General features: G+C 67.0%; 26 protein-coding genes. 5 read left to right on the top strand and 21 right to left on the bottom strand.

Annotated features, from left to right (window positions below; all coding sequences use genetic code 11):
- Positions 1-65: 65 nt before the first annotated feature.
- The 14 genes from ACWD5O_RS30525 to ACWD5O_RS30460 form a co-directional block, all read right to left on the bottom strand.
- Positions 66-1,562, bottom strand: coding sequence for an NAD-dependent succinate-semialdehyde dehydrogenase (locus ACWD5O_RS30525; protein ID WP_450087447.1), 1,497 nt, complete (start codon positions 1,560-1,562; stop codon positions 66-68).
- Positions 1,555-1,989 carry a GlcG/HbpS family heme-binding protein gene (locus ACWD5O_RS30520; protein ID WP_450087446.1) on the bottom strand — a complete coding sequence of 145 codons (435 nt, stop codon included), beginning with the start codon at positions 1,987-1,989 and terminating at the stop codon, positions 1,555-1,557. Before ACWD5O_RS30520 ends, ACWD5O_RS30525 begins: the two co-directional genes overlap by 8 nt.
- Positions 1,989-2,891: a dihydrodipicolinate synthase family protein gene (locus ACWD5O_RS30515; protein WP_450087445.1), complete on the bottom strand. Its 903-nt coding sequence runs from the start codon at positions 2,889-2,891 to the stop codon at positions 1,989-1,991. Before ACWD5O_RS30515 ends, ACWD5O_RS30520 begins: the two co-directional genes overlap by 1 nt.
- A gap of 11 nt (positions 2,892-2,902) precedes the next feature.
- The gene (locus ACWD5O_RS30510) at positions 2,903-4,171 is read right to left on the bottom strand and encodes a flavin-dependent oxidoreductase (protein ID WP_450087444.1); all 1,269 of its coding nucleotides are present in this window, start codon (positions 4,169-4,171) and stop codon (positions 2,903-2,905) included.
- A 459-nt stretch (positions 4,172-4,630) separates the two neighbouring features.
- Positions 4,631-5,137, bottom strand: a complete 507-nt coding sequence (locus ACWD5O_RS30505) for a MarR family winged helix-turn-helix transcriptional regulator (protein WP_450087443.1) — start codon at positions 5,135-5,137, stop codon at positions 4,631-4,633.
- Positions 5,138-5,389: 252 nt separating this feature from the next.
- The gene (locus ACWD5O_RS30500) at positions 5,390-6,043 is read right to left on the bottom strand and encodes a hypothetical protein (protein WP_450087442.1); all 654 of its coding nucleotides are present in this window, start codon (positions 6,041-6,043) and stop codon (positions 5,390-5,392) included.
- A 47-nt stretch (positions 6,044-6,090) separates the two neighbouring features.
- Positions 6,091-7,338, bottom strand: a complete 1,248-nt coding sequence (locus ACWD5O_RS30495; protein ID WP_450087441.1) for an MFS transporter — start codon at positions 7,336-7,338, stop codon at positions 6,091-6,093.
- Positions 7,335-8,537 carry an FAD-dependent oxidoreductase gene (locus ACWD5O_RS30490; protein WP_450087456.1) on the bottom strand — a complete coding sequence of 401 codons (1,203 nt, stop codon included), beginning with the start codon at positions 8,535-8,537 and terminating at the stop codon, positions 7,335-7,337. Before ACWD5O_RS30490 ends, ACWD5O_RS30495 begins: the two co-directional genes overlap by 4 nt.
- A gap of 1 nt (position 8,538) precedes the next feature.
- On the bottom strand, positions 8,539-9,300 hold the full coding sequence (locus tag ACWD5O_RS30485; RefSeq protein ID WP_354965894.1) for an isochorismatase family protein: 762 nt from the start codon (positions 9,298-9,300) through the stop codon (positions 8,539-8,541).
- Positions 9,297-10,151 carry an ABC transporter permease gene (locus ACWD5O_RS30480; protein WP_450087440.1) on the bottom strand — a complete coding sequence of 285 codons (855 nt, stop codon included), beginning with the start codon at positions 10,149-10,151 and terminating at the stop codon, positions 9,297-9,299. The genes ACWD5O_RS30485 and ACWD5O_RS30480 overlap by 4 nt, the downstream gene beginning before the upstream one ends.
- Positions 10,148-11,053 carry an ABC transporter ATP-binding protein gene (locus ACWD5O_RS30475; RefSeq protein ID WP_354965896.1) on the bottom strand — a complete coding sequence of 302 codons (906 nt, stop codon included), beginning with the start codon at positions 11,051-11,053 and terminating at the stop codon, positions 10,148-10,150. Before ACWD5O_RS30475 ends, ACWD5O_RS30480 begins: the two co-directional genes overlap by 4 nt.
- Positions 11,054-11,057: 4 nt before the next feature.
- Positions 11,058-12,071 (bottom strand): ABC transporter substrate-binding protein, encoded by a 1,014-nt coding sequence (locus ACWD5O_RS30470; protein ID WP_450087439.1) that lies wholly within the window; start codon positions 12,069-12,071, stop codon positions 11,058-11,060.
- Between the two features lie 159 nt (positions 12,072-12,230).
- Positions 12,231-12,575: a cupin domain-containing protein gene (locus tag ACWD5O_RS30465; RefSeq protein WP_074308873.1), complete on the bottom strand. Its 345-nt coding sequence runs from the start codon at positions 12,573-12,575 to the stop codon at positions 12,231-12,233.
- A 67-nt stretch (positions 12,576-12,642) separates the two neighbouring features.
- Positions 12,643-13,560, bottom strand: coding sequence for an ABC transporter substrate-binding protein (locus ACWD5O_RS30460; protein ID WP_450087438.1), 918 nt, complete (start codon positions 13,558-13,560; stop codon positions 12,643-12,645).
- Positions 13,561-13,696: 136 nt separating this feature from the next.
- Here ACWD5O_RS30460 and ACWD5O_RS30455 point away from each other — a divergent pair, with 136 nt between their 5' ends.
- The 3 genes from ACWD5O_RS30455 to ACWD5O_RS30445 are packed head-to-tail and all read left to right on the top strand — an operon-like array spanning position 13,697 to position 16,765.
- A complete protein-coding gene (locus ACWD5O_RS30455) occupies positions 13,697-15,190 on the top strand; it encodes an aldehyde dehydrogenase family protein (RefSeq protein ID WP_450087437.1) in 1,494 nt (497 codons plus the stop codon).
- A 55-nt stretch (positions 15,191-15,245) separates the two neighbouring features.
- On the top strand, positions 15,246-16,046 hold the full coding sequence (locus ACWD5O_RS30450; RefSeq protein ID WP_450087436.1) for a carbon-nitrogen family hydrolase: 801 nt from the start codon (positions 15,246-15,248) through the stop codon (positions 16,044-16,046).
- A 44-nt stretch (positions 16,047-16,090) separates the two neighbouring features.
- Complete coding sequence (locus ACWD5O_RS30445) at positions 16,091-16,765, top strand: DUF2848 family protein (protein ID WP_450087435.1); 675 nt, start codon at positions 16,091-16,093, stop codon at positions 16,763-16,765.
- Positions 16,766-17,046: 281 nt separating this feature from the next.
- Here the strand turns inward: ACWD5O_RS30445 and ACWD5O_RS30440 are convergent, their stop codons facing one another.
- From ACWD5O_RS30440 to ACWD5O_RS30415, 6 genes are all read right to left on the bottom strand, one after another.
- Positions 17,047-17,238, bottom strand: a complete 192-nt coding sequence (locus ACWD5O_RS30440; protein WP_450087434.1) for a zinc-binding dehydrogenase — start codon at positions 17,236-17,238, stop codon at positions 17,047-17,049.
- Between the two features lie 69 nt (positions 17,239-17,307).
- On the bottom strand, positions 17,308-17,769 hold the full coding sequence (locus tag ACWD5O_RS30435) for an SAM-dependent methyltransferase (protein ID WP_450087433.1): 462 nt from the start codon (positions 17,767-17,769) through the stop codon (positions 17,308-17,310).
- Positions 17,770-17,826: 57 nt separating this feature from the next.
- On the bottom strand, positions 17,827-18,255 hold the full coding sequence (locus tag ACWD5O_RS30430; protein ID WP_450087432.1) for a hypothetical protein: 429 nt from the start codon (positions 18,253-18,255) through the stop codon (positions 17,827-17,829).
- 50 nt (positions 18,256-18,305) lie between these two features.
- On the bottom strand, positions 18,306-19,142 hold the full coding sequence (locus ACWD5O_RS30425; protein WP_355613414.1) for an ABC transporter permease: 837 nt from the start codon (positions 19,140-19,142) through the stop codon (positions 18,306-18,308).
- Positions 19,139-20,128 carry an ATP-binding cassette domain-containing protein gene (locus ACWD5O_RS30420; protein WP_355613416.1) on the bottom strand — a complete coding sequence of 330 codons (990 nt, stop codon included), beginning with the start codon at positions 20,126-20,128 and terminating at the stop codon, positions 19,139-19,141. Before ACWD5O_RS30420 ends, ACWD5O_RS30425 begins: the two co-directional genes overlap by 4 nt.
- A complete protein-coding gene (locus tag ACWD5O_RS30415; protein ID WP_450087431.1) occupies positions 20,118-20,408 on the bottom strand; it encodes an antibiotic biosynthesis monooxygenase in 291 nt (96 codons plus the stop codon). The genes ACWD5O_RS30420 and ACWD5O_RS30415 overlap by 11 nt, the downstream gene beginning before the upstream one ends.
- A gap of 59 nt (positions 20,409-20,467) precedes the next feature.
- On the opposite strand from ACWD5O_RS30415, the gene ACWD5O_RS30410 reads away from it, so the two are divergent.
- Both ACWD5O_RS30410 and ACWD5O_RS30405 read left to right on the top strand, forming a co-directional pair.
- Positions 20,468-21,100 (top strand): TetR/AcrR family transcriptional regulator, encoded by a 633-nt coding sequence (locus ACWD5O_RS30410; protein WP_355613420.1) that lies wholly within the window; start codon positions 20,468-20,470, stop codon positions 21,098-21,100.
- A gap of 214 nt (positions 21,101-21,314) precedes the next feature.
- On the top strand, positions 21,315-21,827 hold the full coding sequence (locus tag ACWD5O_RS30405; RefSeq protein ID WP_450087430.1) for a polyketide cyclase: 513 nt from the start codon (positions 21,315-21,317) through the stop codon (positions 21,825-21,827).
- 98 nt (positions 21,828-21,925) lie between these two features.
- On the opposite strand, the gene ACWD5O_RS30400 is transcribed toward ACWD5O_RS30405, so the two are convergent.
- Complete coding sequence (locus ACWD5O_RS30400; RefSeq protein ID WP_450087429.1) at positions 21,926-22,768, bottom strand: hypothetical protein; 843 nt, start codon at positions 22,766-22,768, stop codon at positions 21,926-21,928.
- Between the last annotated feature and the right edge of the window lie 151 nt (positions 22,769-22,919).

The raw sequence follows: 22,919 nt of genomic DNA, 5'->3' as shown, positions 1-22,919 counted from the left end.
CACCAGCCAGCCGCTTCACCTACGTCTCCGTCCACGGACAGAGCACACGAGACGTCGCGGGCAGGCTAGGAAAAGTCGATTCCCACGTACTTGCTCTCGAGATATTCCTCGATTCCCTGGGTTCCACCCTCTCTACCCAGGCCCGACGCCTTCATACCACCGAACGGCGCGGCCGGGTTGGAGATCACTCCCTGGTTGATACCTACCATTCCCGTTTCAAGCCGCTCAGCCAGCCGGATCGCTCTATTCAGGTCGCGGGTGAAGATGTAGGCAGCAAGGCCATACTCTGTGTCGTTGGCAAGAGCTGTCGCCTGCTCGTCGTCGGAAAAGCTGGTAATCGGAGCGACCGGACCAAAGATCTCCTCCGACAGCAGCCGTGCGTCGACCGGCACATCGATCAGCACCGTCGGCGCGTAGAAGAAGCCCTCACTCTCGAGTCGACAGCCCCCGGTCAGAACCCGGGCTCCCTCCGTCGCCGCGTCCGAGACCAGCCGCTCCACCTTCCGCACCGCGGCCTCGCTGACCATTGGGCCGGCCTGCGTCTCCTCGTCGGTCGCTGATCCGACGAGGAGAGCGCTCATTCGGTCGGCCAGGCGCTGCGAGAACTGCTCGACGACGGCGTCGTGCACGAGGAAGCGGTTCGCCGCGGTACATGCCTGGCCGCCATTGCGCATCTTGGCGAGCAGGGCACCTTCCACCGCAGCGTCCAGGTCGACATCGTCGAAGACGATGAACGGGGCGTTTCCTCCCAGCTCCATGGACACGCGCAGCACGGAGTCCGCCGACTGGGCGATCAGACGCTTGCCGACAGCCGTTGAGCCGGTGAACGTCAACTTGCGCAGACGCTGATCCCGAATGAGCGGCTCGGCGACACCGCCGGCCCGGCTGGTTGTCACGACGTTGACCACGCCGTCGGGCACTCCGGCCTCGACGAGGACCTGCGCCAACGCAAGAGTGGTCAGCGGTGCGAGCTCGGAGGGCTTGACCACAACGGTGCATCCGGCCGCCAACGCGGGCGCGATCTTGCGGGCGCCCATGGCGAGCGGGAAGTTCCACGGCGTGATGGCGAGAACCGGCCCGACCGGCTGTCGTATGGTGAGAATCCGACTGCCGCCCGTGGGCGACTGCGCATATCCGCCACCGACACGCACGGCCTCCTCGGAGAACCACCGGAAGAACTCGGCGCCGTAGCCGACTTCGCCCCGGGCCTCGGAGATGGTCTTTCCCATCTCAAGTGCCATGAGCATGGCGAAGTCGTCGGCCCGTTTATGGAGCAGGTCGTGCACCCGGCCAAGAATCTCCCCCCGGTTCCGTGGTGGAACGGCGGCCCAGCGGTCCTGCGCTCGCGACGCCGCGGCCAGGGCATCCATGCCATGGTCCGGACCGGCGTCGGTCACTGCGGCGAGCGGTTGGCCCGTGGACGGATTCCGCACATCAAACGTGGCGTCCGTGCTCACCCACTGGCCGTCGATGAACGACCCGGTGGGCACGGAGGACAGAAGGCGGCGCATCGCCTCCGCGGTACCGTCCACTAAGTGCTGGGCCCCGCCGCTCTCAACCACGCTCGGCATGGAACTTCATGAAGTGGTTGACGGCAGCCTGGGCCACCTCGAGGTCCTCCCCCGCGGTTCCGGAGCTGATGCCGATGCCGCCGACCACCTGGTCGTCGACGACGACGGGGAGTCCACCGCCGATCACGGAGAAACGACCGCCGTTGGTGTTGTGGATGCCGAAGGTCGGCTCCCCGGGCACACAGAGCTGGTTGTAGATGTGCGTCCCCTTGCGAGCGGTGGCACCGGTGAAGGCCTTGTCGATCGCGGTGGCGATGCTGCTCACCTTGGCGCCGTCCATCTGCTCGAACATGATCAGGTGCCCGCTCTCATCGGTCACCGCGATGCTCATCGGGATGCCCAGGCCGACGGCGGCCTGACGCGCGCCCTCCACGAGTACGGCGGCGTCGTCTCGTCCGAGCCTGATGACGGTCAGCATCAGAGTTCCTCCACTATCTCTAGGTCGGTCGTCGCGAGAAAGGCACGCAGGTCGTCGAGGTCCTCTCCGGTCACCGGCGAGTACGGCGGGTATGGGGCACCGGCTGGCACGCCCAGAAGATCCAGCGACGCCTTCATCGTTGGTGTCAGGCCGTATCGCATCCACTTCGTCGGATATAGCGAGAACTGCCGTTGCAGCCGTACCGCCTCGGCAACGTCGCCCTTGAGGAACGACTGCAGGATCAGCGATGCGATCTTCGCGACGGGCGGTGGCAGCGTCACACCGGATCCGCCGAGCTGGAGGCTGATCAGCATCATCTGCACGGTGGTGAAGTAGTGCGCCAGGCCGGCCTGGTCGATTTCTTCGATCAGCCGCGACACCCTTGAGAGATCGCGCGAACTCTCCTTGACGAACTGAATGCTGTCCCGGCTCGCCAGTGCAATGGTCGCTTCGGGGGACACGGTGGCTCCGGCCCCGGCGTTGAGGTAGAGCATGAGCGGCAGCGATGTTTCGCCGGCCACGGCGTCGACGTAACGCTCCAGATCCCGGGGTGAAGGCTCGCCACCGAAGGGCCGAAGCGGCGCCAGCAGCTGCACGGCGCTCGCGCCCAGCTCCTCTGCGAAGTGAGCGAGGTCGATGCTGACTTTGAACGACGGGTGGGAGACGCCGACCACGACCGGCCGGCGCCCATCGACGAACTCGATCGTTCTTCGGATCAGCTCCCGCCGCTGCGGGAGGTCGAGGTACTGGTACTCCTGCGCCTCGACGCCCGCTGCGATCACCATGGCAGCGTCACAGTCCTTCACCACGTAGTCGACACCGTGCTTCAGCGCGTCGTAGTCCACGGTCAGCTCTGCGGTGAACGGGGTCAGCGGGGGAACCACGAGACCGGGGATGGTCATGACGGTGCTTGTCATACGAGCGAACGCCTCCGCTTCAGCTGGTCGACCTGGAAGCCCGCGACGGTCTTGTACCGCTCCGTGATCGCACGCAGTTCCTCGTCGGAGACGATGTCGCTCAGGCGCTCGAACGGCTTGTCGCCGCTGCGCTCGTGCACCTCGCGCAGGATGGCGTCCGGCGGGTTGGCCCGGTTCATGCGGACGACCTTGCCCGTCGCCTCGACACGCGTGACGTCGTACTCGTGGAGTGCCTCGTCGGTCACGCCATGGCGCTTGAAGCTGCCGGCGAGGAACCGTGCGTCGAGGATCGCCTGGCCTGCGCCGTTCGAGCCTCGCGGGTACATCGGGTGGGCGGCGTCACCCAGCAACGTCGCGCGACCGAAGGTCCACGTGGGAAGTGGGTCGCGGTCCACCATGGGGTAGATGAGGATCGGGTCGGTCTTCTGGAGCATGCCAGGCACGTCGAGGAAGTCGAAGTGCCAGTCCTTGAAGACCGGGAAGAAGTCCTCGAGCCTGCCCTTGGCGTTCCAGTCGTACAAGTCGGGTCGAGGCCGCTCCAGGGTCGCGACGAAGTTCATCAGCTGGTTGCCCTGGCCATCGATGTTGTTCCTGATCGGGTACACCATGAGCTTGCCGACGCTCATCCAGCCCATGCGGACGGTGTTGGCTCCGCTCAGGAAGGGTGGCATGGGGGTCGCGCCCCGCCAGATGGTGAGGCCGGAGTAGAGCGGATCGCCCTCGTCCGGATAGAACTGCTTGCGCAGCGCGGACTTGATGCCGTCGGCCCCGACAAGGACGGAGGCGCGGACAGAGGGAAGGTCCTCGCCGTTCGGCCCGACGAAGTGGGCGGTGACCATGTCGTCACCGAGGTCGACGTGGGTGAGTCGGTGACCGGTGACGACGCTGTCCTCGCCGAGCCGCTCGCGCACGGCTTTCAGGAACACCATCTGCATGTCACCGCGGTGTAGAGAGAACTGCGGCCACGGGTAGCCGGCCGCTTCACCTGCGGGCTCGGTGAAGATGTGCTGGCCGAACCGGTTGTAGTAAGACGCGTCCTTGGTGCGGATACCGACTTCGTCGAGCGCCGGCACCAGGCCGAGTTCGTCGAGTTCACGAACGGCGTGCGGAAGCAGGTTGATACCGACACCCACGGCCGTCAGCTCGGGCACCGCGTCGTACACACGGCACCGTATGCCGATCTCTTTGAGGCTGAGGGCGAGGATCAGGCCGCCCGCTCCTGCACCGACGATCAGAACCTCGGTGTCTTTCGTTGCATGGGTCATCCAGCGCTCCTATGGAGGAAATCACTGACCTTTATACGTTACCTAGATTAACTATCTGGGTGTGGAGGGTCAAGGGGTGCGGAGCGGCGAGATGGGTGTGCGGCACCGGTCGGCGAAACGGAAGCGTCTGCCTCTGGCCCGCTACGCCGTGAAGGACGGCTGGCCACAGCGTCGAGCCGGGCAGCGGTTCCACGTCAGCCCGAACACGGCGAAGAGGTGGGCCGAGCTTCCGCGCGTGGCAACGTTTCGACAGCGGCGGCTGGCGCGTTCGCGGGCGTCAGCAGGGCAGGGGCGATCGCGCCGGCACCGCTGGAACGGGGCCTACGCCAAGCCGTTTCCCTCGCAGACCCCCCGAGCGCCGCCATGCCCGCACGGCTACACGCTTACGACACCAGGCTCACGCCGCACTCGGCGCTCGACCAGCCGCCAGCCACTCCCCAAGGTCTCAGGCCGGAACACTCATCTCGCGGCCGCCTCTCGCTGTGCGTGGATGGCCGACTGGACGAGGCTCCTGATGGACTCCAAGTCGTCGCCGTTGAGCGGCACGCCGACGTAGAACGCCATGACGGTCAGGGCAGCTGCGCGGTCTTCCTCCGTCAAGTGCGACTGGAAGTAGGCCACGTCGCGCCGGACGCCGTCGGACACCGTCGTGAGGCACCGGCGACCGTGCGCAGTCGCCTCCACCAGGATGACCCGGCGGTCCACTTCCGAGGGACGCCGGACGACCAGCTCCTTGGCCTCGAGGTCTTGAACGAGTCGCGACGCGAAGGCACTCGTGACGTTGAGGCGCTCGGCGATCCGGCTCACGGGAAGGGCTCCCTCGGTGACGCCGCCACCGAGGATCTGGATGAGCGCCTGGTGCTGAAGCGGCTCGAGGTCCGAGTTGCGGGCCACCTCGTCAAAGATCCGGAAGGTGCGCCGGATGATGTAGCGAGCACGTGCGACACCCTCGAAGTAGGCATCCACCTCGACGGAGGTTCCGCCAGGGCCGCCCCTGAGCGCGGAGATGGTGGCGGCGATGCCGCGGCCTACGCGCCCTGGGTTCCGTACTGATCGACGAGCCACTGCTATACCTACGCTTCTTGAAATCGTGGCCGGTCGGTCGCGAACGTGTCCATACACGTTCGCGATCGCGAATGCGCGGCCAGGCGTCATATTCGCCTCCTGGGGCGCCCTGCTGACTTTATCGGAGGCCTCCCACGGTTAACATCTGCCCGTCTAGCGACGCCTCGAGGCGGAGTCCAGACGATCCACGGCCCTGACTCTGTAGCGGGTGCCGGCGTTGAACCAGGGTCGGGCAGCAAGCTGCTGTCGCCGAGGCGCTTCCCCCGCTGCACGGCGCTCCGGCGATTCGAGCGCAGACGCATCGGCGAGCCGGTGGATCGCCACCCGGGTCCACGGAGTGTTGGATCCCGTCACATCGATCAGGCTGACCCCGCGCCAGGCCGCGGCCTTGAGGAGCATGGGTGCGTGTTCCTCGCGGTACCACGCGTCGAGGTCGTCCAGGTCGCTCCGCGGTGCCGAGAACGCCACGACGAAGAGCAGGGGTACCGCAGCGTCGACGTCGCCGTGCTCCTGGATGACTTCCCCCGTGACCCTGACAAACTGGTCCAGTCCCCCCATCCGCGTCTGCGTGGTCGCGGCCGTCCTGGCCTGCAGGGCTCGGTACGCCTCCGTGCCCAGCGCATCCAGACTCGCGAGGTCGTAGATCACCAAACCCATGTCGTGATCGTCTTCGGAGACGTACCTATGGGCGTCGAGAAAGCCCGGCATCGCCAGTCGTCCGGTGACGTGCTCGGCCTCGTACCACGTGAAAAAGTCGTCGACGTCATCGGCCTTCGGACGGAGGACCGCAAGAAGTACTGCGCTCACAGCTGTAGCTCCTAAATTGTTGTGCGTCGTTGTGTGAAAAAGCGGCTCTAGCCAGCTCCTCGCGCACCGCCGGCACCGGCCCGGGCGGCCTCGGACCCACTGGCGTCATCGGCGTGCCTACCGAACCGCTTCCAGCAGGCCGTGATGACGACGAGGAGTACGGTCAGTGCGCACAGGTACGACCACGCGCCGTCGTAGCCGGCCGCCGAGTCGACGAACATGCCGAAAGTGAGCGGCCCGACCATGAAGCCGGCATAGAGCCCCAGTGAGGTCCAACCGGTGGCGCGGCCTACCGAGCCACTTGGCGCGGTGCGCACCACCGTCATCATGATCACGACGTTCGCAGCCAACGCACTCGCTCCGAAGATCGCGGCGCCCAGCCAGACCATCAGGTCACTGACGGCGGCGGCGAGGCCGCATACCGCCAAGCCCACGCCCGTCAGGACCGCCAACCCGGTCAGGAGCGACGGCGTATCGAGGATGCGGTCCATCACCCGCCCCCACACAAGGCGTGCCAGCACGCCGGTCCCGCCGAGCGTGGCCGAGACCAGCCCGGCTTCGCTCACCGAGTGGCCGAGCACGTCGTGGGCATAGAGCGGCAGGTACACGTTCGTCGCCTGGATGGCGGCACCGGTCACCAGCGCGTAGGTGGCCAACCACCACACACTGGGGTCCATGGCCGCACGGGGGGCGCCGGCTCGCGCGGCGCGTGGAGCCGCGGGGCCCACGACCCATCGGGTGGCCACGAACCCGAGGACCGCCAACGCCCCGCAGAGCAGAATCGCCACGCGCCAGCCGAGCACCACGGCCAGTCCTGGGAGGGCGAGACCTGCCAGCAGTTGGCTTGCCTGCACCCCTGACTGCTTCGCTCCCACGACGAGCCCTTGTCGCCCGACGGTCACCGAGCCGGCCACTGCGAGGTTCGTCGCCGGGTTGGAGGTGGCGACCGCCATGCCGGCGAGACCCACGCCGAGCACCAGTGGGACCAGCGAGTGCGACATGCTCACGGCCACCATGGCCGCCCCCGCACAGACGAAGGTGAGCCGAAGCATCCGTTGGGCACCGAGGTGGTCGGTGAGCCGCCCGAATCCGGGGGTGCAGGCGGCCGCCGTACCGAAGGCGACAAGCCAGAGGCCGCCGAACTCGGTCGCCGACAACCCGAGGTCGGAGACGACCAAGGGACCCAGCGCACTCAAGGCATAGTGCGTCAGCGGACCGACCCCCATGCCCAGCGCGAGGTATCCGGCGAGGAGCGGCTCATAGGCGGTCGACGGATTGCCGCCGTGCCCTCTCATGCGCTCGCGTGCGGCTCTCGCACGCTCTCGAGCAAGGACGTCCTGCGCAGGAACACCCGCTGCGACTCCTCGCTGCTCGCGATGGCACGTAGCTCGTCGAGCCGCTGGGCTCGCACGACCGGGTCCTTCTCCTCGAGCCGCTTCTTGTTGCTCACAGTCTGCTGCTGTACATAGCGGATGTTGAGGTCCCGCCGGCGGCGTTCGTAGGCGTCGAGCACGTCCTCATTTCCGGAGCCGCGGAAGTCGTCCAATGCCTCAAGGAGCTCGACGGCGTCGTGGATTCCGCAATTGAGCCCGAGGCCACCGATCGGGTTGTTCACGTGGGCCGCATCGCCGGCGAGGAAGGCCCGGCCTACCCTGAACCGGGCCGCCACGCGCTGATGCACCCGGTAGATCTTGCGGTGCACGATCTCCCCCTGCGACGCGCCGGGGCAAATGCGCTCGAGCCGCTGCATGGACGCCTCGTCGCTCAGGGCCTGTTCGTCGGACTCCCCGACTGATGTGGGAAGCACCACCCGCCAGCGCCCCTTCAGGTCCTCGCCTGCGACCTTGAACAGGTTGGACCACTCGAACGGATCCGCGAAGTAGCTGCGGTAGCTGCAGGACATGGCATCGGCGAAGTCGAAGAGGGAGGTCAGCACCACGAACCGCTCCGGCCAGGTGTAGCCCTCGAACTCGATGCCGAGCCCCTTGCGAACGGCGCTGCGGCCGCCGTCGCACCCAATGACCCAGTCGCCCGTGAGCCGGACCGGCCCGTCGGCGGTCTGCCCATGGACGACGACAGAGTCGGCAGACTGCTCCAGACTCGTGAACGTGCACCCTAGCCGCACGTCGACATTCGGCATCTCGGCGAGCCTGCGCAGGCCGATGCGGGCGAGCTTGTGCTGCTCGGTCTGTACGACGAAGGGGAACCTCGTCTCGTGACGCAGGACGTCGTGGTCGAGCCGTGCAACGAGACTCCGGCTCGGCTTGTCCCAGAAGTCGAAATGACGGGCGACCAGACCGACGCTGATCAACTCGTCGACCAGGCCCAGGTCGTCGAGCATCTCGAGGGTCGAGGGGTGCAGGGTGGAGGCTCGCGGGTCGTCCTGAACCTGCTCCGCAGCCTCCAGCACGGTTACCTCGAAGCCGCTTCGTGCAGCGGCGAGGGCGGCGACGACACCGACCGGTCCCCCACCGACGACGATCACGTGCCCCATGTCATCCACACTCTTTCGTTCGTGCCGGAGAGAACCACGGGAAGAGACTGTCCGGGAGCGAGTCCAGGAACTCGAGGGTCTCGTCGAGGGTCACCACGTCGGCGTACTTTTGCTGCATGTCCAGCAGGTTCACCCGGTGCGACAGCTGCACGCGGTCAAAGGTGCAGTCGGCGACCACGGCCATCCGGTAGTTGTTGGAGAAGCCGTCAATGACGGTGGCCCGCACGCAGCCACTGGTCGTGGCGCCGCACACCAGGACGGAGTCGGCCTTCAGCTCCACCAGGAGGCTGTTGAGCTGTGTGGCGAAGAAGGCGCTGGGCTTCGGCTTCGAGATGACGATGTCGGGATCCTCAGGAGCAATCTGCTCCACGATCTGATTGCCGCGCCCCCGTGTGACGACTGCGTCCTCAGCTCGCCGGCGGTTCTTGTCCGCCCAGCGTCCGGAGTCGAGTCCGTCGGGACGGGGATCCTGGCCCGTGCTGTAGATGACCGGAATCCCGCGCCGCCGAGCGGCAGCGGTGAGCCTGCCGATGTCCGGCAGCGCGTCCCAGGCATGCTCGCCACAGCTGTTCCGCCACGACCTGATGGAGTCCAGGATCGGCTCGGGGCGGTCGCCACAGAAGTTGTAGTTGACGTCCACGACCAGCAGGACCGGGCGTTCACCGAAGCCGGCGCGCTGCCCGTAGCCCGCCGCCTCGAAGACCGCGCGCTCATGCTCGTCGAGCAGGCCTTCGAGCACGTCGACGTGGATCGCGGCGGTCACTCCGGGTCCCGCCCGCCGCTGACGCCGACGTACCAAGGGGCAACCCGCGACTCCAGCCAGCCGACCCCCCGCGTCAGACCGATGCCGAGCACCATCAGGACGACGACCGGGACGAACAGCGCCGACGTGTCAAACCGCTGGCCCGCGTTGATGATCAAGCCGCCGAGGCCACCGATCGAGGTGAAGAACTCGGCGATCACGATGCCGATGACAGCGCGTCCGATACCCAGGCGCAGACCCGTCATGATGTGTGGCACTGTCGCGGGCAGGATGATCTTCCGCATGATGGCGGTTTCACTGGCCATGAAGGACTTGCCGACCTCGAGGAGGGGCTTCGAGACGGCGTTGACCCCCGCCCACGTACTGATCACGATCGGGAAGACCGTCATGACCACGACCACCGCCACCTTGACGGCGAAGCCGAGTCCGAACCAGAGGATCAGCAGGGGGATGAACGCCACCATCGGCATGGCGTAGCCGCCCGTCACGTAGATGCCGAGGGCTGCCTCGACGGCCCGGTACCGGCCCAACAGCAGGCCGATGGGGATGCCTGCGACAGCAGCGATCAGGTAGCCGAGCAGCAGCGGCTTGAGGCTGTCGAGCAGTGCCGTGACGAGCGTCCCGTCGGCGAGTTGGTCGCGGAACGAGACGGCGATGGCCGTCGGGTACGAGGCGAAGATGGGATTCATCCGTCGCCCGAAGATCTCCCAGGCCACGAGCAGGACCAACAGGGAGGCGATGGTCACCAGCGTGTAGGTGTGTCGGCCGCGCAGGATCCTGCGCCGCTTCGCGACATCGGTGGGGTCTGGTTCCTGACGGGTGGAAGTTCGTTCCTGCGCTAGGGAAGTCATCGGTCCCCTCCTCGATCGCGGCCCTGCGGATCGATGCCGTGCGCCGCTTCGCTGTTCTCGTGGACCCGCGCCATGAGCCGGCGCCAGATCTCGTACCTCGTGTGAGCGAACTCGTCGAGACCGCGGATCGCGAACAGGTCCTCGCGCGGACCGGAGATCGGGATGTCGAAGATGTGATCCACGCGGCCCGGGTTCGGGGACATCAGCACGACCCGGTCCGCGAGCAGAACGGCTTCGTCCAGGTCGTGCGTGACGAAGATGATTGTCTTGCCGGTCTCGCGGTGAACGCGCAGCACCTCGAGCTGAAGACCCTCGCGAGTCTGCGCGTCGAGCGCTCCGAAGGGCTCGTCCATGAGGAGCACCTGCGGTTCGATGCTGAGCGCGCGGGCCAGACCGACACGCTGCTTCATGCCACCGGAAAGCTGGTTGGGACGCCTGTCCATCGCGGCGCCCAGGCCCACGAGTTCGAGCTTCTCGCGGGCGATCCGGCGACGCTCCGCCTTCGGCACGCCCTTCACCTCGAGCCCGAACTCCACATTCTGAAGAGCCGTCCGCCACGGGAAGAGCTCGGCGTGCTGGAACACCAGACCGCGGTCAAAACCGCATCCAGTGACCACTTTGTCGCCCACGGTCACGGTGCCGCTGGTCGCCCGCTCCAACCCCATGATGATGCGCAGCAAGGTGGTCTTGCCGCAGCCGCTCAAGCCGGTCAGGGCGACGATCTCGCCGTCGTTGATCGACAACGACACCCGGTCCAGGGCCTTCAGAGGCTGACTTCCCTTGCGATCCGAGACGGTGAAGTCCTTGGAGACGCGGTCGATGACGACCCTCGGCTGCGACTGGGCCGGTGGAGTCGTCGGAGGGCTCGCCTGCGTCTTCCCGGCGGTGCTGCTTGCCTGCATGGTCTCAGTCCTCCAAACGCTTCAGCGCGGCTTGCTGGTACGAGTCATCGACGAGGGACTTCACATCGATCGACTTCTTGAGATCACCGGACTCCTGCAGCACCTTTTCCAGGTACTCGAGCTTGGTCATGTCGATGCCGCCGTCGGGATCGACCAGCTTCTTCTCGACGATGACGTCGTGGGTGAACGTGACCATGGGGTCGTCCGGGCTCACCTTCAGCGCCTCCGCGGAGATCTTCCTGGCCTCGTCCGGGTGGTCGTACGCGTACCGCAGACCCTGGATCAGGCCGGCCAGGTACCCCGTGGCCAGGTCGTCCTTCTTCTTGAGGCTGTCCTCGCGAGCGATGATCATGTAGCGCGGATAGTCGGGGATGATGTCGGCGGAGAGGCCGAGGACGTTCACGCCGTCCTTCTCGGCCCGCGGGACGTAGTCCGTGGCATCGGCGGTCGCGTCGACCGTGCCCGCCACCACGGCCCGGTACCGGTCGGGGTTGCCGCCCGCGTTCACCTTCTGGACCGACGTCCAGTCGACGCCGGCGTTTTTCAGCATCAGCTTGGCAACGAGGGCTGGAAGTCCTGTCGGCGACGAGATGCCCACACTCTTGCCCTTGAGGTCCGAAATCGAGTCGTACTTCTTGTTAGCGAAGATTGCGAAAGGGTTGCCCTCCATTGAGGAACCGATCACCTTTGCGTTGAGACCTCCTTGCTGCGCGGCGATGTAGAGTCCGCCGGGGCTCTGCTCGATGGCGTCCACCTCGCCGGAAGCCAGCGCCGGGTAGACCTGCTCCGCGCTCTTGAGCTCGACGAACTCGACGTTGACGCCCTGCTCCTTGTAAAAGCCCTTTGCCTGCGCCATGCGCAAGAAGCCGCAGTCGCTGGTACAGGGCATGACACCCACCTTCCAGGTGGTGTCGTTCGACGCGCTGCCCTTGCCGGCTCCAGCACTGCATCCACTGAGCATCGTGGCCGCACTGAGGGCGAAGACAGCTGCGAGGCGGGGGACGGCTCTCAGCTTCATCGGGGGACTCCCTAGGGGGTGGTTAAGCCAGGTAACTTATTTCGGTTGAATTTTTGGTGACCTACTTTGGCGATCCGGGAACGACAACGCTGTTCGATGGCGTGGGGACGGAGTGGCGGCGTCCTCGGGCGTCCAGCCGCTCCTCGGCACCGGCGCGGCTCACGCCTCGTACCTGACCTCGAAGGTGAGGCAGCCCTCCTCGGACTTCCACGGGCCGTGCTTCATGCCGGGCGGGCGACACGCGTAGTCCCCTGCGGTGAACGTTTGCCCCAACCGCAGGTCGGTGATGGAGCCCTCCAGGATGTAGACCTCCTCCCAGAAGTCATGAGACTGCACACCGTTCGGCGTCGTGTCCGTCTGCGGTTCGAAGCGGAGGATCCGCGTCGCCACGCCGCGCTCCGGGTCGCGGGCGAGGACTCTTTCGGTCAGCTGGGGTACCACGCCCTCACACGGTGTGAACGCGGTCTTTTCAATGGAGACGAACTCCAGCTCGGGCTTCGGCATGTCTTCCTCTCGGCCGTATCTACGGTGAGCGATGGTCAGGAACGCCGCGGAGCAGCGCGGTGCCTCCTCATGAGGACCACAGGGGGGCGAACTCCCTGGCGACCGCTCGCGCGAAGGAGCCACCGGCCCCTGGCAGGGCAGCGCGCCACGCGAAGTCCTGCAGGCTCGCGACGGCGCTGTCGTTGATGGCGGGGTTGTAGAAGGGAAGGTCTCGCTCTACGAGGTTCGCGATCAGCCCTGTCTCCATTGGCGGGAAGAGGCCGTCGGCGACCTTCTCGGCCAGAGACGGATCCTCCCGGAGGGCCCGCTGTGCGCGGACGATCGCGCGGACGGCGGCGGACACGACCTCTGGCGACGTGGCAGCCAGCCTCCGCGACGTCATGAGGGCAGGGAACGTGAAGCCAGCGGCTTCTCCGTCGCAGCGCCGTGCGTCGAAGATGATCTTGCCGATGCCGTCGCGAACCGCGACCTCGGCGCCCATGCCGTTGGCCCAGAACGCGTCGATGCGGCCTTGCTCGAGCGCCTGCGCGGCGGTGACGCCGAACGAGACGCTGGGGGCGTCAGCGCCCGGAACCGGAGCGATGTCGATCCGAGCCTCGTCGAGATCGAGGCCGGCACCGACCAGGAGTTGGCGGAGCCCTGTGTCAGGGCCGGGCGCCGCGCCGATCCGCACGTCGCGCAGCGAGGTCCACGAGCCGGCGTCAATGTGCGAGTCCGCCGCCACGACGAGGTACCAGTACATGTTGCTCGACAGCGCGGCGACGAGCGTCGTGTCGTCCCACGCTCGCACGTCGTACAGCGGTGCATGCGCGGCACCCGCCAGGAAGTCGATCTCGCCATCGCGCAGCGCGGCGGCCGCGTCGGTGACCGGGAAGAGCAGCTCCAGCGTGACGTCGAGGCCTTCCTCGCGCATGAGGCCAAGCTCCACCGCCGCAACAGCAGGAAAGTACGAGTTCGAGATCAGGTCGGGAACAGCCAGTCGCATCTCGCGCTCCTCGGTCGGTTGTGATTTAGTTAATCTAGGTACGGTACCTAGAGTCAAGGACTTCGGCGGATACAGCCGCAACGGACTTCCGGCCCACTGGCCCGCTCCGTACGACGTCCTGGCGGAGAGGGCACGCATGCACGACCCGACGCAGCACCCCGACCTGTCGAACGTCCTTGGCTCGCTGGCGGCGCGGGCCCCGCGTCTCCTGATCGACAACGAGTGGGTCACGCCCTCCTCCGGAGTCGTGCGCCGCACACTGAACCCGTCCACCGGCACCGAGTTCGCCAGTTACGCCGTCGCTGGTCCGGTCGACGTTGCCGCCGCAGTCGACGCGGCCAGGGACGCCCAGCGAACCTGGGCGCGCACGACGCTCGGTGAACGAGGTCGCTGCTTCGAGCGCCTCGCGCTGGCCATCGAGGACCGCGCCCACGAGATCGCCTTGGTGGACGCGATCGACGCCGGGCTGCCTGTCCAGAGAATGTTCGGCGATATCGCCGGGGCGACGAGGTCGCTGCGAGGTTGGCCAGGGCTCGCGGGCGCGCTACGAGGTGACGTCCTGCCCGACGATGACACCCTGCACTACACGCGCTACAAGCCGTACGGGGTCGTGGCCAAGATCGTGGCCTACAACCACCCTTTCCTGTTCGCGGTCAAAGGCAGCCTGGCAGCGCTCACCGCGGGCAACGCCGTAGTGCTGAAGGTCGCCGACCAAACGCCCATGTCGGCGCTGCTTCTCGGAGACCTGGTCCGGGAGATCTTCCCTCCAGGGGTGTTCAACATCATCACCGGCGACGCGCACACCGGCGACGCGCTGGTGACGCATCCTGACGTCCGCCGCATCGGTTTCACCGGCAGCGCAGCGACAGGCCGCCTCATCCAGCGCCGTGCCGCCGAACACGCCGTGCGATCGGTGTCGCTGGAGCTGGGCGGAAAGAACCCGATGATCGTCTTCGCTGACGTTGACGTGGCGCGCACCGCCCGTGAGGTCGTGAAGGCGATGAATCTGCGCGCCAACGCCGGCCAGTCATGCGGCTCGACGTCACGGCTGTTCGTCCACGCCGACGTGCACGACGCGTTCGTCGAGGCGTTGGCCCGTCAGTTCTCCGCCCTGACGCTGGGCCCGGCGTACGACCCCGCCGTCGACATGGGCCCTCTGATCAACGCCCGTCACGCCGACAGAACACGCGACTTCATCAAGGGAGCTGCCGCGGAAGGCGCGACCCTGATCTCGGGCGGACTCGACGACCCCCGGGTTCCACAGGAGGGCTTCTTCGTCGCTCCAACCATCTTCACCGACGTCGAGCCGGATTCGAGGGTCGCGCAGGAGGAGGTCTTCGGTCCGGTGGTGTCCGTGTTCCGCTGGACCGACTACTCGACGATGTTGCGCGACGTGAACAGCGTCGAGTACGGACTCACCGCAAGCGTCTGGACGAATGACATGCGCAACGCACTCCGACTGGCCGATGACGTGGAAGCGGGTTACGTCTGGGTCAACGACAGCACGACCCACTACTGGGGCACGCCCTTCGGCGGATGGAAGAACAGCGGCCTTGGACGGGAGGAGTGCATGGATGAGCTGTTGAGCTACCTGCAAACCAAGAGCGTCCACGTGAAGCTCGCCGCCTGACGCGGCGCCAAAGAACGGTGTTCCCGATGAGAACAGCCGACGACGAACGGAGTGGATGGTCATGAAAACAGCCTTGGTGCAGGTCGCCAGCCCTTTCACCGAGCCGGTCGAAGGCCGCATCGAGCGTGTCGGCGACCTTGTTGCCGGCCTCACCGACGTCGACCTGGTGGTCCTCCCCGAGTTGTGGGCCCCTGGCTACTTCGCATTCGACCGCTATGACGAACTTGCGCAGCACCTCGACGGACCACTCCTCTCCACGATCAGGGGCTGGGCCCGAGCGCTCGGGGCCCACCTGCACGCCGGCAGCGTGCTCGAACGGGACCCAACCGGTCGCCTTCACAACACCGCCGTGCTCGTCGATCCGACCGGTGAGGTGCTGTTGGACTACCGAAAGATCCACGTGTTCGGCTATCAGTCCCTCGAGTCGAAACTCCTCAGCGCCGGTCAGCGGGCGGACGTGGCGGACACCGCCCTCGGCCAGGTCGGCATGACGACCTGCTACGACCTCCGCTTCCCGGAGCTGTACCGGCACCTCGTCGACCAGGGTGCGGAGCTCGTCATCGTGCCGGCCGCCTGGCCGGCCGCACGCCTTGAGCACTGGAAGCTCTTCACCCGAACCCGTGCGGTGGAGAATCAGCTGTTCTTGCTGGCATGCAACGCCGCCGGGAAGCAGGGCGACGTCGAGCTGGCCGGCCACAGCGTCGTGGTCGATCCCTGGGGACGCGTGCTGGCCGAAGCAGGCGCCGGTGAGGAGGTCCTCTACACCGAAATCGACCGTGCCGCAGTCACGGAAATACGGCGCGAGTTCCCCGTGCTTGAAGACCGCCGGCTACGCAATCAGGCGACCTTCGGATGAACAGCCCCATCTCGTCTACACGAAGCCAGAGAAAAGGACATCTCGTGCCTGACACGCCCCTGATCACTCTGACAGTCGCCGGCACAGCCGACCAGATCCACCTCTCCGATCCCAGACTCGTCGTGGCGGGCTACACCGGCCGTGACCGCCAAGCGGTCCAAGCGCACATTGACGAACTGGCCCACATCGGCGTCACACCGCCACCACGCGTCCCGATGTTCTACGAGCTGAACGCTGACCTCCTAACGACGGACGCCTCCGTCGACGTGGCCGGTGACAAGACCTCTGGGGAGGTGGAACCGGTTCTGGTGTTCCACGAAGGCCGCTTCTACCTCGGTATTGGCAGTGACCACACGGACCGCGAACTCGAAACCCAGAGCATCGCCAAGTCAAAGGCAGCGGCGCCCAAACCGATGGGCGCCGCAGTGGTGCCGATGGCGTCCATCGAAGAGCGATGGGACGACATCGTTGTGACGTGCCGGACCGATCGCCAGCCGTACCAGCACGGCCGCCTGGCGGCGATGCTGACGCCCCGGCAACTGCTCGGCAAGTTGGAGGCCAGTGGCACGAAGCTCACGGCGGACACGGTGATGTTCTGCGGGACCCTGCCGTTGCTGGCCGGAGAGTTCGTCTACGGGACCAGCTACGAGATGGAGATGCACCTGCCGGACGGCCAGTCGCTGACGCACGCCTACCAGGTAAAGAACGGGAGCGTCTGATCCGGTCGGCAATCAGAAGTGCTCAGCCGCTTCTGCGAAGGCTGTGGTTTCTGCAGGGCGGTGCCGGGCTTGGGCATGTAATCAGGCGTCGGCAGAAGTTTGTCGAGTGACAGACGTGGACATGCGAGCCCCCGTACCTTGCGATGTAAATGTTCATCGACAAGTTTCAACCTAGCGCCGCAGAGATCGGTGGGCAACCGGTGCCGCCGGGGGTGATCAGTGCGCCCGAGGTCGTTAGTGGCGGATGAGGTGGCCGGGCCAGCGACCCCAGGTGCAGTGCCTCAGATCAGCAGCAGGGTCTTCCCCACGGCAGTGCGGTTTTCGACTGCGGCGTGCGCTTCGGCGGCACGCTCCAACGGAAAGGTCTGCCCGATGATCGGTCGGACGACTCCCTCTGCCGCCTGCGACATCATCCGCTCCGCCCATCGCCCCACAGGCGGTCCGAAATCAAAGAGCTGTTCGATGCCGATCAACCGTCACGCCCCTTTGGGTCGCCTTCCGGGCTGTTCGACGGTGGGCAGGTTCGAAGGCCGTGCCGTGGGTCATGGCAGGAAGTAGTTGGTCATGAGGCGCGTGACCCATTCCGGTTGCCGGATGTCGGTGGGTTGGAATTCGATCGTTGTGGGTTTCAGGTCGATGATGGGGGTGCCAGTTGCGGCGTCGAGGCCGAGCACTTCGAGTGTCCGGCCGTTCACCGATGTGATGGGGCAGGTGGTCATGCCGATGCGGTTGGGGCGGTGGGGTCCTCGGTCGGCGAAGACGCCGACCGGCGGGAGGTCTGCCCGGCCGCGCGGCGGGCGGGGTCGGTAGTGGGGCCGTTCCGTCGCCCGGTCGAAGACGAAGAAGACATCGACGTGGGAGAACTCGTCCAGGCCGAGTAGGCAGTCCTCGCCGAACCGCTGGTCCACCGTGATGGTGCTGGTCACGGCCCCCCAATGGTCGGTGATGGCGATGTCCACGCGGCTGTTGTGTACGGTGCCGATTGGCTGCACGAGGAATTGCATGGCGTGCCCTTCGACGAGGCCGGCCGCGCGGTGCGGCCGGCGATGGTTGAGAAGCGGTCAGTGGCGTCCGGTGAGCCGGAGGCCATCGCGAATGTTGCTGGCCATCAGGGCCAGCGCCGTCGCGGCGGCGAGCACCTCGACGGTCTGAACCAGTAGGTACACGGCACCGAACTCGCCGCGCAGGGCGAGCCGGTCCAGGATGAACGCGGCGGGAGTCAGCAGGAACAGTCCGATACCGGCGATGTACGGCATACGGCCTCGCTTGGCCGTGATTTTCGGGTCAGTCGAGGCGTCGGCCAGACGGAAACCGGTCGCTGCGGTAAGCAGCAGGGCCGGGACGAGGACGAGCAGTGCCCACAGCACGGCCCGCCGGACGTCGACGGCATGGTGCGCGTCGAGCAGCGCGGAGCTGAGCGCGGCGAGGACGAGCAACGTTGTCGTGGTGACCGCTGTCGCGGCAGCGAGCAGGTGGAGGCGGGTCAGCATCGTCTTACTCCTCATGGGCATGGGTCGCGGCGAGTGAGCGCTGTCGGTGGTCACGTGCGGGTGCGGTACAGGCGCATGGTTAACGGACCGAAGATCGCCACGAGCAGGACCGCCGTGAGGAGCACGACGCCGATCTGGTCGGGCTCGGCGGTGCCGTGCATGAGCCCTCTGACGGCGTCGACGAGCAGGCTGACCGGGTTGACCTCGACGAACGTCCGCAGCCATCCGGGCATGGTCTTCGGGTCGACGAAGACGTTGCTGGCGAAGGTGAGCGGGAACTGTACGAGGAAGCTCACCGCCGAGATGGCGCTCGGTGTGCGAAGGACGAGCCCGAGCGTTGCCCAGACCCAGGAGAGGCCGAACGCGAATACGAGGATCAGGGCGACCGCCGACAGAACGCCGGCGGCACCGCCCTCGGGGCGGAAGCCCATGACGAGTCCGAGGGCGAGGACGATCCCTGCGGCGAGGAGGTTGCGGCCGGCGTCGCTGATCAGGCCACCGACGATGAGGGCCGGGCGCCAGATCGGCATGGACCGGAAGCGGTCGACCACGCCGGTGGTGATGTCGGTCTTGAGGTTGACGCCCGCGTACACGGTGATAAGCAGCACCGCGAAGACCGTGGTGCCAGGGAGGAGGTACTGGAGATACTCACGCGTCGAGCCGACCATGGCGCCGCCGAACAGGTACGTGAACATGACGGTGAACAGCACCGGAATCATGATCGCGTCGGCGAGTTGCTCCGGAACGTGCTTGATCTTCAGTAGGGCGCGCCGGGCGAACGTGAGGGACGCCGACAACGCGCTGGCACGCGGCGGTCGCGGACGCGTCGACACGGCGTCGGGGAGGGTCTGGCCGATCATGTCCGGCGTCGTCGATGTCGTGGTCATGCCGCCTTCTCCGCTGCGTCGGTGCCGACCTGGGTGCTGCGTCCGGTGAGGGCCAGGAACGCCTCGTCGAGGCTGGGTTGGCCGAGCGCGAACGTCGTGAGGTGAATCCCAGCCCGGGTCAGGTCAGCGAACGCGACCGAGGCACGGGCGGGGTCGTCCACCCGAGCCGAGAGCAGACCGTCGTCGGTGCCGGTCTGGACCGTGACGCCGAGGGCCCCGGTCAGGAGTCGCGCGGCCTCGGCCCGGCGGTCGGGCTTAAGCACTTGGACCTGGAGGGTTCCGGCACCCACCGACGCCTTGAGCTGTGCGGGTGTGCCCGCCGCGATGATCCGGCCCCGGTCAATGACGGCGAGCCGGTCGGCGAGCCGGTCGGCCTCGTCGAGGTACTGCGTGGTGAGTAGCACGGTGGTGCCCTCGCGGACGAGGGCGCGCACGATGCTCCACACCTGGTTGCGGCTGCGTGGATCCAGGCCCGTGGTCGGCTCGTCCAGGAACAGCAGGTCCGGGGTGACGATGATGCTGGCGGCGATGTCCAGCCGGCGCCGCATGCCGCCCGAATGCGTCTTGACGGTCGTGCCAGCGGCTTCGGTGAGCCCGAATCCATCGAGCAGTTCCTCGGCGCGGGTCCTGGCTCCGGCCCTGCTGTAGCCGAGGAGCCGGGCCAGGATCGTGAGGTTCTCGAACGCCGTCAGCTCCGCGTCGATCGTGGCGAACTGGCCGGTCAGGCTGATCCGGTCGCGGACACGGCCAGCTTCGCGTACGACGTCGTGGTCGAGCACCCGAGCGGTGCCGCCGTCCGGTCGCAGCAGGGTGGCGAGGATGCGGACGGTGGTGGTCTTACCGGCCCCGTTCGGACCGAGGAAGCCGAAGACACCGCCGGCGGGCACGGCCAGATCCACCCCGTCGACGGCCCGGTGGTCGCCGAAAGCCTTGACCAGACCGATGGCTTCGATCGCCAGTTCGCCGTGCACCGGCTCAGTGCTCATCGACGACAGCCACATCATCGGCGGTGACCGCGCGGGCCAGCGAGAAGGTGGCGGCGGTCTCCGGAAGCTCGGGGGCGATCCGACCGGCCGCCTGGAGACGCTGGGCCGAGTCCCACCGCCAGATGCCGATCCAGGTCTGCTCGTCGACCTGCCCGAGTCGCGTCTCGACGAGGCCGGGGGTCGCCGCCCTGATCGCGGCGACAAGGTCGGCGTGCCGGGTGCGCAACGCGGCCGCAGTGTCAGGCTCGATCGTGAATCGGGTAACGGTGATGACAGACATGCCAGAACCAATCTCTAGGGAGTACCTCTAGTGAACGGTTCTAGAGATAGACTACTGCGGTGACTGAAGTCAAGAGCATGAAGACGCGGACCCAGCGGGCGGCGGAGACGCGGGGACGCATCCTCGACGCCGCGCGTGAGCTGTTCATCACCAACGGGTACGGCGCGACTAACCTGCAAGAGGTCGCCGACCGGGCGGGGGTGGCAATCCAGACGATCTACTTCGTTTTCGGGAACAAGCGCAAGCTGCTCAAGGAGCTCGTCGACGTCACGATCGCAGGCGACGATGAGCCGATCGCCACAATGGACCGGCCGTGGCTCCGTGAGGCCCTGGCATCGAAGACCGCCGACGCCCTGCTCCGTGCGCATGTCCGGGGCGTCGGCGAGGTGTTGCACCGCGTGGCGGCCATCACCGACATGGTGGCCACCGCGGTGGCCTCCGACGCCGAGATCGCGCAGCTCTGGCCGGACGGGGAGCGGCCCCGGCTCCAGGTGCAAACGACGGTTGCCGAAACCATCGTCACCAAACCGGATGCACGAGCCGGCATCACCGCCGAGACGGCGGCCGACATCCTGTTCGCGCTGCTGAGTCCGGCTCTCTACCTGCTGTTCGTGCGCGAACGCGGCTGGTCGACCGAACGATGGCAGCAATGGACGTTCGACACGCTACGAGCACAGCTCTGTGCCCCCTAACCTAAGCGCGAGTACTGGCGGCCCGTAGGTGGTAGTGGCGCTGCTGGCCGACGACACGCCGCACGAGCGCACCGCTCACGCTGTCCCAAGTTTCATGATCCAGTCACTGTCATCGGCAAGACTGCGCATCGAGCGCCACCGCACGCCCCGTCACGTACCGTGACGCCCGGTCGGCGCCATGTCCGGATGCCGGGCGTTGGTGAAGGATGGATGCATGATCGGTGACCGGTGGGGCGTGACCGACAGCGAGAAATTGCGCTGCTATCCGTGCGACGACTTCGTCGTCTCACCCGCGCTGCAGGCGTGGCGGGGTGTGCGCGTCGAGGCGTCTGCCGAAGTGGTGTGGCCGTGGGTTGCACAAGTGAGGCTTGCGCCGTACTCCTATGACTGGATCGATAACCTTGGCCGCCGTTCACCTCGGGAGCTGGTGGGCCTTCCCGAGCCGCAAGTCGGAGAGAGATTCACTGCTGCTGGCGGGCGGGAGCTGGGCAGGATCGTCTCGGTCGACCCGGGGAAACAGCTGACGGGCACCATCATGGGCGCCTTCATGTCCTACGTCCTCGTGCCCCAGGAGCACGACACGCGCTTACTGCTCAAGGTCGTCATGCAGACCACCCGCTGGGCCGCCCTCGGGCTGTCCGTCGGCGACCTGATCATGGCTCGACGTCAGCTACTGAACCTGAAGCAACTCGCCGAGCGCCACCACCAGGGCACGGCCAAGGATTGAGGATCAGCCTCATCGGCAGGAGCGGACGCTGGCGGGGCGCGGTCAGCGGCAGATGTGCGCGCTTGCCATTCAGAAGTCACCGCTGGAGGGCGCCGGGCTCAGCGCGTCTCGCTGTGGGCCGTGCTGAGCCTCGCGCAGGCCAGCACGGTCAGGGCGGCTCCGAGCAGCAGCGCCGCGACGGCGACGGCGGTCTCGACGTCGGGCCCGGTCTCGACGGCCACGGACACACTGACGCCCGTCTGGTAGAAGGCGTCGCTGCCGCGCGGCTCCGGCCGACTTCGCCAGGCATCGTCCACCGCGAGCCAGGCCGCCGTGGCCAGCAGCGTGGCGCCCATTGCGGCGATCGGGGCGGTGCCATGGCGCCGGACCGCGCGGCCCACGACCCAGGCATACCCGCCGAGCACGAGCAACGCCGCCACGGCCACATTGGTGAACGAGCCGAGCAGGGCGGTCAGCCCCGACGGGAGGAGGGCGACGAATACCAGGGTGACCAGCGTGAGCACGCCCACGGCCGGCGCGGCCCGGCCGATCCGGCGCAGCCGCTCCCGCGGCAACCGCCCGATAGCGACGCCGAGGCAGGCACAGGCAAGGATCAGACAGCTTGCCACGGCTAGCTGTCGCAGGAACTGCGTCCGCTGCCGTACCGGGTCGGTCACCAGCGCGATCAGCTCGCTCGCGCTCGGTGGGGCGTCGCCGAATGGCGAGGCCGCCCATCCCCACATCTCCACGACGCCCGCGAGGGTGAGTAGGAGCAGGCCGCCCTGCAGCAGCAGACGTGTCGACCGGGGCACGGCGGGACCGGTCACCGCGGGGTGGACGGCGAGGACGCCCAGCACGACGACGCCGCCGGCGCCGGTCGCCCAGGGGGATCCGAACAGCGCGCCCACGACGGCGAGCAGCGCCGCCCCGAGGAGCAGCAGGAGCGGCTTCGCTGAAGGCATCCGCACAGGGTAGACAGGCGGATCCCAGACTTGGCGCCCGCGGCTGGAACCGACTCGATCTTCCAGAATGCCGGTCGTAGCGGTAGCTGGTCGACCGCCCTGACATCGGCAGATCAGCATCATCAGCTGAGTCTCGGCTGATTGACTCTCC

The sequence above is a fragment of the Micromonospora sp. NPDC005161 genome, from assembly GCF_053599855.1.
The sequence above is the reverse complement of the archived record's forward strand: the minus strand, read 5'-3'. Positions and strand labels throughout refer to the sequence as shown.

What these genes read in the sequence shown, in the direction of transcription:
- ACWD5O_RS30520 (WP_450087446.1), bottom strand. Translation starts at nt 1,989, where the DNA reads ATGCTGACCGTCATCAGGCTCGGACGAGACGACGCCGCCGTACTCGTG.
- ACWD5O_RS30515 (WP_450087445.1), bottom strand. Translation starts at nt 2,891, where the DNA reads ATGACCATCCCCGGTCTCGTGGTTCCCCCGCTGACCCCGTTCACCGCA.
- ACWD5O_RS30510 (WP_450087444.1), bottom strand. Translation starts at nt 4,171, where the DNA reads ATGACCCATGCAACGAAAGACACCGAGGTTCTGATCGTCGGTGCAGGA.
- ACWD5O_RS30495 (WP_450087441.1), bottom strand. Translation starts at nt 7,338, where the DNA reads ATGAGAGGGCACGGCGGCAATCCGTCGACCGCCTATGAGCCGCTCCTC.
- ACWD5O_RS30490 (WP_450087456.1), bottom strand. Translation starts at nt 8,537, where the DNA reads ATGGGGCACGTGATCGTCGTCGGTGGGGGACCGGTCGGTGTCGTCGCC.
- ACWD5O_RS30480 (WP_450087440.1), bottom strand. Translation starts at nt 10,151, where the DNA reads ATGACTTCCCTAGCGCAGGAACGAACTTCCACCCGTCAGGAACCAGAC.
- ACWD5O_RS30475 (WP_354965896.1), bottom strand. Translation starts at nt 11,053, where the DNA reads ATGCAGGCAAGCAGCACCGCCGGGAAGACGCAGGCGAGCCCTCCGACG.
- ACWD5O_RS30470 (WP_450087439.1), bottom strand. Translation starts at nt 12,071, where the DNA reads ATGAAGCTGAGAGCCGTCCCCCGCCTCGCAGCTGTCTTCGCCCTCAGT.
- ACWD5O_RS30465 (WP_074308873.1), bottom strand. Translation starts at nt 12,575, where the DNA reads ATGCCGAAGCCCGAGCTGGAGTTCGTCTCCATTGAAAAGACCGCGTTC.
- ACWD5O_RS30460 (WP_450087438.1), bottom strand. Translation starts at nt 13,560, where the DNA reads ATGCGACTGGCTGTTCCCGACCTGATCTCGAACTCGTACTTTCCTGCT.
- ACWD5O_RS30455 (WP_450087437.1), top strand. Translation starts at nt 13,697, where the DNA reads ATGCACGACCCGACGCAGCACCCCGACCTGTCGAACGTCCTTGGCTCG.
- ACWD5O_RS30450 (WP_450087436.1), top strand. Translation starts at nt 15,246, where the DNA reads ATGGTCATGAAAACAGCCTTGGTGCAGGTCGCCAGCCCTTTCACCGAG.
- ACWD5O_RS30435 (WP_450087433.1), bottom strand. Translation starts at nt 17,769, where the DNA reads ATGCAATTCCTCGTGCAGCCAATCGGCACCGTACACAACAGCCGCGTG.
- ACWD5O_RS30430 (WP_450087432.1), bottom strand. Translation starts at nt 18,255, where the DNA reads ATGCTGACCCGCCTCCACCTGCTCGCTGCCGCGACAGCGGTCACCACG.
- ACWD5O_RS30425 (WP_355613414.1), bottom strand. Translation starts at nt 19,142, where the DNA reads ATGACCACGACATCGACGACGCCGGACATGATCGGCCAGACCCTCCCC.
- ACWD5O_RS30420 (WP_355613416.1), bottom strand. Translation starts at nt 20,128, where the DNA reads ATGAGCACTGAGCCGGTGCACGGCGAACTGGCGATCGAAGCCATCGGT.
- ACWD5O_RS30415 (WP_450087431.1), bottom strand. Translation starts at nt 20,408, where the DNA reads ATGTCTGTCATCACCGTTACCCGATTCACGATCGAGCCTGACACTGCG.
- ACWD5O_RS30405 (WP_450087430.1), top strand. Translation starts at nt 21,315, where the DNA reads ATGATCGGTGACCGGTGGGGCGTGACCGACAGCGAGAAATTGCGCTGC.
- ACWD5O_RS30400 (WP_450087429.1), bottom strand. Translation starts at nt 22,768, where the DNA reads ATGCCTTCAGCGAAGCCGCTCCTGCTGCTCCTCGGGGCGGCGCTGCTC.